Source organism: Lapillicoccus sp. (assembly GCF_039935575.1).
GTDB lineage: Bacteria > Actinomycetota > Actinomycetes > Actinomycetales > Dermatophilaceae > Lapillicoccus.
Map to the genome: position 1 here is coordinate 1 of NZ_JBDTKA010000070.1, position 12679 is coordinate 12679.

Annotated in this window: 12 protein-coding genes and 1 pseudogene; 6 read left to right on the forward strand and 7 right to left on the reverse strand. The window is 68.5% G+C overall.

Annotation, left to right across the window (positions count from 1 at the left end):
* The coding region (locus ABI385_RS08500; protein ID WP_348103321.1) for a hypothetical protein at positions 1-203 on the forward strand (203 nt) is incomplete at its 5' end.
* A 165-nt stretch (positions 204-368) separates the two neighbouring features.
* Positions 369-698, forward strand: a pseudogene (locus tag ABI385_RS08505) (transposase); the annotation flags it as partial.
* A gap of 347 nt (positions 699-1045) precedes the next feature.
* Here the strand turns inward: ABI385_RS08505 and ABI385_RS08510 are convergent.
* Entirely contained in the window at positions 1046-1777 is a 732-nt protein-coding gene (locus tag ABI385_RS08510; RefSeq protein WP_348103322.1) for a zf-HC2 domain-containing protein, read from the reverse strand.
* Complete coding sequence (locus ABI385_RS08515; RefSeq protein WP_348103323.1) at positions 1774-2292, reverse strand: sigma-70 family RNA polymerase sigma factor; 519 nt, start codon at positions 2290-2292, stop codon at positions 1774-1776. Before ABI385_RS08515 ends, ABI385_RS08510 begins: the two co-directional genes overlap by 4 nt.
* A 207-nt stretch (positions 2293-2499) precedes the next feature.
* Between ABI385_RS08515 and ABI385_RS08520 the strand changes: the two genes are divergently transcribed.
* Together ABI385_RS08520 and ABI385_RS08525 are read left to right on the forward strand one after the other, a co-directional pair.
* A complete protein-coding gene (locus ABI385_RS08520; protein ID WP_348103324.1) occupies positions 2500-3051 on the forward strand; it encodes a hypothetical protein in 552 nt (183 codons plus the stop codon).
* Between the two features lie 301 nt (positions 3052-3352).
* Complete coding sequence (locus ABI385_RS08525) at positions 3353-3493, forward strand: hypothetical protein (protein ID WP_348103325.1); 141 nt, start codon at positions 3353-3355, stop codon at positions 3491-3493.
* 25 nt (positions 3494-3518) lie between these two features.
* Here ABI385_RS08525 and ABI385_RS08530 read toward each other — a convergent pair whose 3' ends face one another.
* Both ABI385_RS08530 and ABI385_RS08535 read right to left on the reverse strand, forming a co-directional pair.
* The gene (locus tag ABI385_RS08530; protein ID WP_348103326.1) at positions 3519-4808 is read right to left on the reverse strand and encodes a sigma-70 family RNA polymerase sigma factor; all 1290 of its coding nucleotides are present in this window, start codon (positions 4806-4808) and stop codon (positions 3519-3521) included.
* Positions 4792-5163 (reverse strand): YciI family protein, encoded by a 372-nt coding sequence (locus tag ABI385_RS08535; protein ID WP_348103327.1) that lies wholly within the window; start codon positions 5161-5163, stop codon positions 4792-4794. The genes ABI385_RS08530 and ABI385_RS08535 overlap by 17 nt, the downstream gene beginning before the upstream one ends.
* A 585-nt stretch (positions 5164-5748) precedes the next feature.
* Between ABI385_RS08535 and ABI385_RS08540 the strand changes: the two genes are divergently transcribed.
* The gene (locus tag ABI385_RS08540) at positions 5749-6561 is read left to right on the forward strand and encodes a plasmid pRiA4b ORF-3 family protein (protein WP_348103328.1); all 813 of its coding nucleotides are present in this window, start codon (positions 5749-5751) and stop codon (positions 6559-6561) included.
* 345 nt (positions 6562-6906) lie between these two features.
* Positions 6907-9771 (forward strand): DUF4157 domain-containing protein, encoded by a 2865-nt coding sequence (locus ABI385_RS08550; RefSeq protein WP_348103329.1) that lies wholly within the window; start codon positions 6907-6909, stop codon positions 9769-9771.
* A gap of 303 nt (positions 9772-10074) precedes the next feature.
* On the opposite strand, the gene ABI385_RS08555 is transcribed toward ABI385_RS08550, so the two are convergent.
* The 3 genes from ABI385_RS08555 to ABI385_RS08565 all read right to left on the reverse strand — a co-directional run bounded on the left by ABI385_RS08555 (position 10075) and on the right by ABI385_RS08565 (position 12048).
* Positions 10075-10329: a Smr/MutS family protein gene (locus ABI385_RS08555; protein WP_348103330.1), complete on the reverse strand. Its 255-nt coding sequence runs from the start codon at positions 10327-10329 to the stop codon at positions 10075-10077.
* 238 nt (positions 10330-10567) lie between these two features.
* Positions 10568-11464 carry a nucleotidyl transferase AbiEii/AbiGii toxin family protein gene (locus tag ABI385_RS08560; protein WP_348103331.1) on the reverse strand — a complete coding sequence of 299 codons (897 nt, stop codon included), beginning with the start codon at positions 11462-11464 and terminating at the stop codon, positions 10568-10570.
* Positions 11461-12048: a hypothetical protein gene (locus ABI385_RS08565; protein WP_348103332.1), complete on the reverse strand. Its 588-nt coding sequence runs from the start codon at positions 12046-12048 to the stop codon at positions 11461-11463. The genes ABI385_RS08560 and ABI385_RS08565 overlap by 4 nt, the downstream gene beginning before the upstream one ends.
* Between the last annotated feature and the right edge of the window lie 631 nt (positions 12049-12679).

Here is a 12679-nt window from a genome sequence, read left to right on the forward strand (position 1 = left end):
TCCTGGTCCACTGGGCGTTCAACGCCTTCTGCGACCTGCACGCCCCCACCGCCTACCTCACCGCCGCCATCCTGGCCGCGGCTGCCGGCGCAGTGACTATCACCACCCGCGGCACCTCGGTCAGTCAGCAACGGGGTTCTTACCCAGACGCGATCGATGACAGGTACCCGGCCGGGACGAGAGTACTCGTTGCAGGGGAATGAGTTTCTGGTGTCACCGGCTGGTTGCGCGGCGGAGTAATGATCAGAATCTGTGGATGGCCCTCGGCCTGGTGACGTGATGGAGCGCACCTACCCTAGAATGATCTGAAGCCCAATTAACTCTGATCCAGGGCAGGCGTTGACGCGCTGGTTCGGGAGGGTACGCCCATGCTCAGGCTAGTCCTCAAGGACTCGCACTCCTACGTTCACGCCCCGGCTGGGGTGGGCGGGTCGCTGCTGGACGAGCTGGTCCGCGACGGCGCGCGGGCGAGGCTCGCGGAACCGTTGCAGGCCGAGGTCGCCGCCTACATCGACGCGCACGCCGATCAGCTTGACGAGGTCGGTCACCGGCTGGTGGTCCGCAACGGCTACCACCAGGTCCGGGAGGTGGCCACCGCGGCGGGGGTGGTGCCGGTGCGCGCGCCGCGGGTCAACGACAAGGGCCTCAATGAGGCGAGTGGGCAGCGGATGCGGTTCTCCTCGGCGATCCTACTGGCGTAGATGCGTAAGGACACGCGCTAAACATCCTAGGAATTACTGAGTGAGGCCCGCTTCGCCGCCCGGGAAGTGCTAGCCGCAACCCCACACCTCCGCGCCAGGCGTGCCGACACGACCGCGATCGCAGTGACTCAGGCGCCAGACCACTGCCACCGGACACCCATGAAGTCGCCATCTCACCAGCAAAACCCCCCCGCGCAACCTCGGGTTTACCCTGGTGTTGGCCTTAGGTCTGAGTCCGCGCCACGATGAGCCCGAGAACCCCGCGGCGATGGCCAGAACGCGCAGATGAAGTGCGGGACGGCTGTCGACCAGCCTAGCTCGTGCCCCTGATGGTCATGCCCTGGTCAGGTGGTCCTGGTCGACACCGTTGCCAGCGTTGCTCCCTCTCGCGTGTGCACCCGCAGCTCGGTGATGTCGTCGGGCTTCATCCAGCACGGTGCCGTCAGCGTCGTGCGTCCGGACGGGGTCCCCGACCAGCTCGCGATGTCGTAGGTGTACCCCGCGCCGTTGGTCACGGACAGCAGCAGCACCCCGGACGTCGGCAGACCCGAACCCCGCAGGTCGAGCTGCGTGCCCCAGGCGCGGGTCACGAGGTCGATCTCCACCTGGGTTCCTCCCGCGGCTGGTGCCGTGGCCACGTAATGCGTGGTCGGCGGTGCGTTGATGCGGGCGGCAACCGGGCCGACGCTGGCGCCGAGCCCGCCGGCGAGCACGGCGATCGCCGCAGCGACGGCAACCCAGCGCGACCGTCGACGCCGGCGGTCGGCACGGACGTGGGCGAGCAGGGGCAGGGGCAGGGCCACACCACCCCCTTGGATCGCGTGGCCATCGGGAACCAAGGCCGGTGCGGCCTCGGCTCCCACGACGCCGTCCAAGGTCACGGTGCCGGGGTCGACGAGGTCAAGCAGACCCGGCATGCCGGACAGCTGGGCGGCCTCGCGCTGACATACGGCGCAGGTCCGCAAGTGCGCCGTGAAGGCGTTCCGGTCCTCATCGTCGAGCCCGCCGAGCACGAACGCGCCGAGCAGCTCGTGCATCCTCTCGTTGTCCGCGTCGGGACGTGTCTGGTCGGTCATCGCGTCACCCCCATCTCGTCCAGGATCGCGCGCAGGGAGCGTACGGCGTAGAAGGCCCGGGACTTCACGGTCCCGACCGGCACGGCGAGCGCGTCAGCCGCCTCGGTGACGCTGAGCCGCCGGTAGTAGAGCGCGATGACGACCGCGCGGTGGTCGGGCTGCAGCCGGCTGAGGGCGTCCGCCACGAGGATCTGGTCCAGCGCCCGCTCGATCTCCACCTCGGGGTTGGTCGCCCGCGGGTCGACGCGGGCGCGGGAGTCGTCATCACGGTCGGCGGCGACCTCGATGACCCGCCGGCCCGCGGCCCGGTGCATGTCGATAAGGATGTTGCGCGTCGTCTGCAGCAGGTAGGCCCGCATGCTGGAGACCTCGGGCGCCTGCTTCCAGACCCGCAGGATCGCCTCCTGGACCACGTCCTCCGCACGAGCCGGGTCCAGGGAGCGGCCGACGTACCGGCGCAGCACCGGCGCGTGCTCGCGGTAGAGGGCGGCAACCACGGACTCGTCCAGCGGCATACCGACCTCCTTTGCGTCTCGATTATGCTCCACGGTCCACCTGCGGAGGGTCCCCAGCACCGGGGTAGACGTCCGCCCGGAGGGTTAGGTTCATCTGAACGACCGCGCCCGATCCGGCGTCTTCCCCGGTGGCCCTGAACGAAGTCGTCGCTCGGACCGGTAGGCGCGTGAAGCCCTGTCGCGCAACCACGAACCACCAGGAGAGTCATGACCAAAACCCGTTCCTTCGCCCTGTTCGGCACCGCACTGGCGACGGTTGCCCTCGCCGCCTGCGGCTCGACGCCGACGACGCCTACCCCCGCAGCTCCGGCTGCGGCCGCCGCGAGTACCACCGCCAGAGCCCCGTCGAGCGCGACCGCGGCCTCCGCCACGGTCAAGGTTGCGACAACCTCGCTCGGGAGCGTCGTCGTCGACGGCCAGAGCCGCACCCTCTACATGTTCACCAAGGACACCAAGGACTCCGGCAGGAGCTCGTGCGCCGGGCAGTGCCTGGTCGCGTGGCCACCACTGACCGTCGACGCGCCGCCAACCGCGGACGGGGTGACCGGAACCCTCGCCACCATCGCCACTGCTGACGGCAAGAAGCAAGTCACCTTGAACGGCTGGCCGCTCTACTACTACTCCAAGGACACCAAGGCCGGCGACACGACCGGTCAGGACGTCGGGAAGGTGTGGTTCGTCCTCGACCCGACCGGGACACCGGTCGGTATGCCGGCGGCCACCACTACGCGCCAGACAACCTCGCGCCCGGGTTACTGACCCAGAGCGGCTTCCCTTTGCCGACCGGACTCACATGTTGCCGGGTAGTTCGGACATCGGGGCGGTGAAAGTCGCAAACCTGTGAGTTCGGTTAGGTGTGGACGTGAACCCGGGTCCCGGTCGGGGTTGTCCCAGGCAGTGGACCGTGGACGGCGGTTCGGCTCGTGGAACCGTCGGCCGGTGTGCGTGCAATCCAGGACCGGGTAGCCGGCGTCTGCGAGGTGCCCGACGACAGCCTCACCGCACCTGGTCGCTGGACCCGCACGTCACCCTCGCCCTCGCCTGCGCGAGCGCAGGCCGCGTGGCCGCGGACGTGCTGGTCCGGGTACGCGCCGTGGTGGCGGGGGCCACCGGGCAGGACTCGGCCCGTGACGGGGATCCGGTCCTGGCCACCGCCGTACGGCGCTGGGACGGCGTCGCTCGACGGGAGTGGCCGGTCTGACCGACCTCGCTCACGTCACGGGGTGTCACCCTTCAGGGGGTGCGTCGAGTAGCTGGCTGAGGCGGTGGGAGAGCTCGCGCTTGGTGGCGTCGTTGCCCGACGTCGCCAGTGCTGCCCGAAATTGCGTGCGGGCCTCGTCGGTGCGTCCGGCGCGGGCGAGTAGCTCGGCGCGGGCCGCGACCAGCGGGAGGTAGCCGCGGACGTCTTCGAGGTCGCCGATTGCGTCGATCTCGGCGAGACCGGCCGCGGGGCCGGTTAGCTCCGCAACCGCGATCGCCCGGTTCAGCCGGACGACGGGAGTGTCGTGGACGGCGAGGAGCACGTCGTACCAGCTGACGATGGCGGCCCAGTTCGTCGCGTCCCAGGTGGGGGCCAGGTCGTGGCAGGCGGCGATCGCGGCCTGGACGACGTAGGGGTCGGGTCGGGTCGTGGACAGCCGCAACGCGATCCCGAGCAGCGACAAGCCACGCTGGATCTCGCCCCGGTCCCACCGGCTCCGGTCCTGGTCGGCGAGGAGGACCGGGTCACCGGCAGCGTCGAGTCGTGCCGGACTGCGCGCGTCATGCAGCCGCAACAGCGCCTCGAGACCGATCACCGGCATCTGGTCCGGGAGCAGCTCCCGCAGCAGCGCCGCCAGGCGGATGGCTTCGGCGGTGAGCTGACGGCGCATCGGGGTGGCCCCGGCGCTGGCGTAGTAGCCCTCGTTGAACAACAGGTAGACGGTCGCCAAGACCCCGTCCAGTCGTTCCGGGAGGTCGTCTGCGTTGGGGACACGGTAGGGGATGCCAGCGGTGGCGATCTTGCGGCGGACCCGGGTCAGCCGTTTGGCCATCGTCGGCTCGCTGACCAGCAGCGCGCTGGCGACTTCGGCGGTGGTCAGGCCGCAGAGGGTACGCAGCGCCAGCGCGATCTGCGCCTGCGTGGACAAGGCCGGGTGGCAGCAGGTGAACAGCAGCCTGAGGAGGTCGTCCCGCAGCACGCCATCCTCAGGCGACCGGTCTTCCGGGCACTCCGGGTCGAGCAGGTCCAGCAGCGCGGCTGTCGCGGCTTCCTTGCCTTCTCGTACTCGTTCGCGGCGGAGCAGGTCGATCGCCCGGCGTCGGGCGGTCAAGGTCAGCCACGCCCGTGGCTCGACCGGGACCCCCTCACGTGACCACACGTCGAGCGCCCGTATCACCGCGTCCTGGACGGCGTCCTCGGCGAGTTCCAGGGACCCCGTCGTGCGGACCAGCGTGGCAAGCACCCGCGAGCCCTCGTCCCGGACCAGCCGGGCGAGGGCCGCGTGCCCGGCGCCGGGGTCAGCCGTCGGAGTCACCGAACTCGATCACAGGCCGGACCTCGACCTTGCCTGTGCGCGCGGCCGGGATCTGCGCGGCCCACCGGACCGCGTCGTCAAGGTCGGTGCAGTCCAGCAGGTAGAACCCGGTCAGGACCTCCTTGCTCTCGGCAAACGGGCCATCGCTGGTTACCACGTCCCCACCCTTGCCACCCTCGACCCGGACCGTGGTCGCACTCGTCGTCGGGAACAGCGCCGCCCCACCCCGCATCACCGCAGCCGCGGTCGCACCGAAGGCGCCGTACTCACCCATCACCCGCTGCTTCTCCGGAGTATCCAGAATGCTCCAGTCGGGGTCACCCTGCTCGTAGATCAACGCTGCAAACTGCGGCATCGGAATCTCCTTCACCTCGATCGGCCGACACGGTGCCGGCTCCAATAGCAGAACGAACGACGACCCCAGAAATGGACAGACGACGGTAGACGTTCTTCTCCCGGACCTGGATCTGACCACGAACGTGGGCTGGGAGTATCACGCCCACAGAGTCGACCGGACCGACCGGGTCCGGCGTTTGGGCAGCGGGAGTCGGCCTCTATTCGTGTGTCGGGGGCTCATCCGGATGTTTGGCGGTTCAGCAAGCTAACGGCCTTGACCCCGGTAACGGTGGTGTCAGGCAAACCCGCCGACCGCGTCGGCCGCCGGATATGCGTGTACGCATCTTGTGAGCGAGTCAAGGATCGCCTCCGCCCTCCCCCTAACATTGGCCCGTCAACGGGTGTCCCGTGCCGCGTCCAATGGAGGCTCCGCCGAGGCTCCGCCCCGCGTCACTCCGCCGCGAAAGTGGCCGTCCCACACCGCCGCCTGCCGCCTAGTGCAGGGGACGGCCGTTCTGATTGACTCCGGTGAGCGACTTGCGGCCGGTGCACGGATCCTGCGGCCCTAAAGGCGTGGGTGGCGAGCCTGAGCAGGGACGAGCTCATGGCGTACCTGTACGACTTCGCGGACGGTTGGGAGCACCGGGTCACGCTGGAGTCGATCGCCCCCTTGGCGCCGGGGGCCCGGGAGCCGGTGTGTTTGGGCGGCGCGAGGGGCTGTCCGCCCGAGGACGTTGGCGGTATCCGCGGGCATCAGCTAGCCGACTGGCTGCGTGCCGGGGCCCCGGCCGGTGACGTGCCCGAGCCGTTCGAGGATGCTGAGCAGGCGCACGAATGGCTTCCGCTGGGTTACAACCCTGATGCGTTCGACGCCGCTGAGGCGACCGCGGCGATGCGGGCGTGGGCCAGTGGCGAGCGCCTGCCGTGGCACGGCCTTCCCGTGCCGCTGGTCGACTTGCTTCAGGGCATGCGAGGGCAGGGATGGTGGCGGGCGAGTGCTTGGCTGACAGCCCTGGGTGAGCGACTGGCGGTCGTTCTGGACGAGCAAGACCTGCGCCGCGCGTCGCGGCCCTGGTTGGCGGTGCTGGATGCCGTCGGGGCGGGCGCGCAGCTGACCGCGGCCGGCTACCTCCCCCCGCTGGTGGTCCAGCAGATCGCGCGGTCCTCCGGAATAGCGGAGTGGTGGATCGGCAAGGCCAACCGGGAGGACCTCACCCCGCCGGACGCTGGAGCACGGAGCGCGAACGCCGGGACGTACGTCGCCGCCGCCAAAGACTCCGTCATCGGCTTGTCCTGGACGCCGTTGCACGACCCGGCCTTCAAGGCGGCCAACGCCACCGGGTTTGGCCCGCCGGCGTCGCCGGGGGGATGGTGGTCGAGCCCGGGGTGGTGCGAACCGGCCCTCCTGTCGGGGTGAGGGGACCCGGGGGCGACGGCGAGGCCTACCCCTGGCGCTTCTGGCTCGACGGGGACCCGACGGTCTCGCCCTACCGACCCGCGAGCCCCGGGTCACGTCGGTGACGTCGGTGACGTCGAGGCCGACCCCGGGCCCCACCCTCCAGGAGCTGGTGCGCGGGCATCCGGGTCCATCGATGCATCTTCGTCAGGCTCGGTCACAATCCCCATGCACACGGACGCTCTGGACATGTCGGGCATCGAGGAGGATTGTCTCCCGTACCGGGGCAGGGCCGCGAACGGTGACGCTGACGCACCCTATGCGCCCGGGTCGATCAGCCGTCCACCTCTCGGGCAGGAGAGCGCCATGTCGTCGTTCCCATCCATCCCCTCCACACCGGCGCGACCGGATGCCGCCGCGCCTGGTCCGGCGGCCGACATCCGGCAGTCGGCTCAGGAGGGCCAGCCCCTCGACCCCGGCGTCCGCCGAGCGCTCGAGGCAGGATTCGACGTCGACCTGACGCGCGTGCGGGTCCATCACGACCGGCGGTCGGACCGCCTGGCCCGCAGCATGCACACCGACGCGCTCGCCAGTGGGGCCCACCTCTTCTTCCGATCGGGCGCCTACCAGCCCGCCACCGACGCCGGGTTCGAGCTGCTGGCCCACGAGGTCGCCCATACGGTGCAGCAGTCCCTCGAGTCACCGGCTGGGCCGTGGGCCGAGCGGGCGGCCGAGGTCGCGGCAATCCAGGTCACTCACGGTCGCTCGACGCGCCTCGGGCGGGGGCTGGCGGCCGTCCGGCCGGCCGCCGCGGGCGAGACTGTGCTCGTCCATCGCCACGAGTCCTTCGAGCACCGGGCCCTGGGTGACCTACCGACCGGCGACATCGTCTCGCTCACGAACCCGGGCACGCGTGCTGAGATCATCGCGCGAGAGAAGGAGCTGATGTGGCTCTGGCACCAGAGTCCCGAGCAGGTCACCGCGGAGCAGGTGGAGAAGAAGTGTCCGTGGATCAGGACCATCCGCCTCGAGCCGAGCGGCATGCTCGTCACCTACGGCGAACTGAACGCCCTGCCCGACTACATCGCCTCTGCCGTCGCGATCGACAGCTGTCCACCGGAGGTCCTGCTACCCATCCTCCAGGTCATCCGCCAGGAGACCTTCCACGCCCTCGGCAAGCTGGGCGGCTCGACGACCAACATCCAGTTCGCGAAGGCCCCCTTCCCTCCGTCGCAGTACCCCATCGAGCTGCTCGACAAGATCTTCGCGTCGTGGGACCTCGACGCGCTGACCCTCAACCTCGGTATCGACGGCATCGACCACTACACCGGCCTCCTGGCCCGCAACGCCTGCCACTTCTCGCCATTCACGTGGCACCGGTGGCAGGCGTCGTACCTGTCCGCGCGCGACTTCGCGGTGAAGGCCCACGCCGCGAGCGACTCGAACGAGCGCGCGAGGCTCGAACACCAGGCCTGGCTGCACCACGGGTACGCCGACCACTTCCTCCAGGACAGCTTCGCCGCTGGGCACCTCATCAACAAGACCCTTGCGATGCAGTGGTTCATCGAGTGGGCGGCCGGCTCCAACCTGCCGGTCGAGGACTGGGAGACGATCAAGAACATGACCGCGGCGACCCAGCCCACGTTCGCCGGACGCCACCTCTACGACCCGTCGTTCTCCGGTCCGTCCAACGACCCCCAGACGGTCGAGGAGGGTCCGACGATGGACGCCCGCCGGGCGGCGAGTGGCGTCGTGGCCTACACCGTCGACAAGACCACCACCGACGTCGGCACCGTCTACCAGCAGTACCTCACCTTCCTCTCGAGCGTCATCGCACAGACCACCTCCAACGCCATCCACGACTACTTCAACGAGAACTCACTGTGGGTCTCATCAGCGACCGACACCACGCCGTACGAGGTCTACGGCGACAACACCCTCTTCCGCGGGGCGGACGGCGGGCTCGGCGCCCAACGGACGAGCGAGGCCGCCACCCTCTCCCGCGCGTCGATCGCTGAGATCCTCGCCACGGGCTCCTCCGGGACGTCGACCAACACCCTGCGCGACCTTTTCCCCACCCGGGTGGGAGACACCCCGGGGGACGTCAAGCCGATCGAGCAGTGGGTCAATGGCAAGAAGGACTGGGCCATGAAGGAGATCATCGAGAGCGCCCCTTTCTGGATCAAGCGCGTCGCCACCCAGACCTTCCCGCGCATCGTCAACCTGTCCCAGGACCAAGAGTTCGCGAACCTCTGGTACGCCAGCCTGCCCAGCACCCAATACTGGCAGGTCGACGTCGCGGCCACCGGAGACCGCGTGCTCGCGGCCGCCTACGGCGCGGCCTTCGAACTGGACCCACACTCTGGGGTGATCCGCCATTCGCTCGACCTCGCCAAGGGCTACGACGCCAAGGTCGCGACCGACGGGAAGACCCTGTTCGTCGGGTGTCATGGCTACGTCTACGGGGTGAGCCTCGACGACTGGAGCAAGATCCGGTGGACCACCCCGATGAAGGGGGCGGCCTACTGCATGGTGAACCTCCTGTACGCGAACGGACGGCTCTTCGCGGGATCCAACGCCTATGCGCTCGAGCTGGACCCGGGTACGGGGGCGGTGAAGAACTCGACCTCCGTCTCCCGCGCGGTGGGGCCGGAGGTCCGTCTGGCGACCGATGGGTCACGCCTGTTCGTGGGCTGCCACGGCTTTGCCTACGGGGTGCAGCTGAGCGACTGGTCGACGACGTGGACCGCCGCGATGCCGCACGCCACGTACAGCGACGTCACGGTGTTGAGCGCAGGCGGGTTGCTCTTCGCCGGCTCGAACGGGAGCGCGGTGCAGCTCGACCCGGCCAACGGCGACCGCGTGCATGACTACACCGTCACCAGAGCGGTGGACGAGCCGGTGACCCTGGCGACGGACGGCGACACGCTGGCGGTGGGCTGCAACGGCTACGTCACCGGTATCGACCTCAGTGACTGGTCCACGGCCGCCTACACCACCGCTCTGTCGGGCATCGGGTGGAAGCCGGTCACCATCCGATACGCCAACCACGTCGTCTACGCCGGTTCGAACGGCTACGTCCACCGGCTCGACGCCACCTCGGGAAAGGTCCTCAACGCGGTCCAGATCGGCCACACCGCCGGGTCGGGGGACTACACCGAGGCCCTCGCGCTGGACGAGCGGGGACGGTTGTTCGTCGGGATGCACGGCTACGCGTACGCGATGAGCTGAGGCCGGTCGACCGTCTCAGGCCTTGAGGAACGCCGTCCAGCGCTCTTCGGGGTGGGCGGCGGCCGCGCGCATGACCTGCCCGACGGTGCCTCCTCGACGCGACGCCGGGACCGCGGCCCACCACGGGGGGGTCCACCGAAGGCTGCCCCAGCACGACGCCGGACGTGAGCCGCAAGCGGACGCGATCGGGCTCGCATCTCAGAGTCATCATCGCTCGCGGGTGACGTGCCCCCCTGGCGGCAGGTCCAGCGTCCAACACCCGTCCCTGCGTCCCGTTGACGCTGGGTGTTGCGGTGCAGGTTGCTACTTCCATCTGAAGTGGACGAAGACCCGGCCGAAGTTGTCGGAGTCCTTCTCGACCCGGTGGTAAAGGGCCTTGATGTCCTTGCGATCCAGGAAGCGCAGCACGCGCTTCTTGAGCTGACCAGAGCCCTTCCCCGGGATGATCTCCACCACGGGCGCCTTCTTGTCGATCGCCTCGTCGATAACCGCCTGAAGCGCTCCCTCAATCTTGTCACCTCGGTTGTAGATCTCGTGCAGGTCGAGTTTGAGCTTCACAACAGGGATCCTGCAGCACTGGCGCCGACGACGCCAGAGATCAGCAGCAGGGCGCCACACGTGGCACGGTGCCCGACGGGAACGCCTGGACTCTCGGGCAGGTCCGTGGACCCACCAAACCCACCTCACCCTGCGTCTCTCCGCCGCGAAAGTCGCGCGTATTAGTGATTCCGTTTGAGAGGTCGACTTTAGGGGACCAGGGTACGAGGGTTGGGGTGCGGGCTGGTTCGGGTCGACGTTAGCGCCAGGTGCGGTCCGCCGGAGTCCAGGTCAGGCCGAACACGTTCCCGGAGATGGCCGGGTCGGCGAACGTGAAGAGCTGCTCGAGAAGGTCGCTGAACTCGGGAGGCAGGTGTTCACGGCCCTGTCTGCGTTGCCAGGCCGCCCACTTCGCTTGGGCCAGCGCGGGGTAGCCCAGCAGGAGTGCGCGCAGAGGTGAGAGTTGGGCGTTGCGGTGGTCGGCGACGCGCGCGATCGCCGTCTGCAGCTGACCTCCGTTGACTGGGTGCCTGCCAGACAGAGTCCACACGTCGCCGAAGTCACGCCACCGTGTATTGACCGTGCCTCGTCGGACGGCGGTCACGATCTTCTCCGCGTGGACCATGGGTAACGAATACCCGGCGAGGGTAAGGGGCAGCCCGCCCAGGAGCCTGGGGACCTCCACCTGTTCTGGCGCGGGCCAGATCGGGTCCCCCACGTTGACGTCGACGTGGAATTGGGTCTGAGCGGTCGCCAGCGCGACACCCATCGACACCCGCACGCCGGAGTACTCCTCCTGGTCACGGATCACCTCCGCGACCGCGCCGGTTCCGTCGAAGACGAGACCGTCATCTTCCCCCAGCGGCTGAGCTGCGATCTCTTTCGTGACCTCGAGCACGTGCTCGGCATCGTTGTCAAGGTCGAGAGCGGCAAAGTCGATGTCCCGCGTGGGACGGCGGGTGCCGAACGCGGCCAGCAGCACCCCGCCCTTGAGAATCAGCCGTCCTGCGTGGTCGCTGACGACCAGCCGTGCCAGAAACCCCTCAAGGACGTATAGCTGAATCAACTCGTCGGTCAGTCGAGACTCAGCTGTGGCCACGGCCCTCAGGTCCAGGTAGGCACGACCGGCGGCGGTCGCCCGGGACACTGTGGTCACAGCAGAATCTCCAACGCCTGACGCAGGGCCGGCGCACCCTTACGGAAATGCGAGGCGGTCCGCATCAGTGTTGAGGGCTGGCCGCCCCGGCGGAGCCAGCGTCTTAGCGCCTCCTGGCCCAGTTCGGGTCCTTCGTCTTCGCGCAACCGAAAGGCGTCCACAATCGATCGCTCCGGGCCGTAGACGCCGATGCTCGTTGCCGCATCCAGGTGGATCGCTTCCCGGCCGACGTCAAAGGTCTTCAAGTCGAACTGATGCCAAGCGACCGGAGCCGAGCTGACGACCGGGCGCGTCCCGCGGGGCAGAGCGATGTCCAACTGCGTTGGAATCTCGTCGTTGAGGTCGTGCCGCGCCAACGCCGTACGCAGACACAGCGTCGCGCGAGGTCGTTTGCCGGCGATCTCGATCAGATCCTCATCGCCAGCGGCGTCAACTCGGCGGTACAAGCCGCGATTCAGCCGCACGATCAGACCCGCCGCCAGGAGGTCGCGGAACCTACGCTCATTCATCAAATTCCGAGCTTCGATGTACCGGAAGGTGGGGGGCAGCCGCCCAAGAGCCTGCTGATCAACTCCGCTCGCCATGACGCCTCCGCACCGCGTAGGAAACTGCAGTCACTTAAGGACCGTCTGCATGCTAATTCCTACAATGTCACGCCTACCCTCGTCCCGGTGCCCTGCTCCGTCAACCAGGGGTCTAGCGCCTTGGTCGCCCAAGCGCGTTCGGGGATCAAGAGCCACAGGGGGCTCAGGTCGCGTCGACCGTGAGGCCGATATTCACCCAGGCCCCCCCGTTGGATCAGGAGCGGCGTCGACCCGGCCGTCGCCGCATGGTTCCGCGGGCCAAGCAACCAGCGCACTGATGTAGCACCCAGGCTCCCCGCGGCGGCGACCCTGGGTGAGAGAGTTGGCGTCGTGCAGGCGCGCCACCGAGTCGCCTCGACCCAGCCAGTTAGTCCGCATTTAGTCCGCATGACAACGAGAAATGACCCTCAGGCACGGGAAGCGTTGCGAGGCGAAATTCGACAAACGTGCAGGTCAGAGTACGTTTTGGCGATCGACGGAAACTGTCGCGAAGTGGGCCGGGAAGACTCATAATCCGTCGGTCGTGGGTTCAAGCCCCACCTGCCCCACTACGTTTGTGCAGGTCAAGGCGCTTGACGGCTTGCCCTGCCAATGCAGCGCTGGAGGTCCAGACTTCTACCAGTCTTTCTAC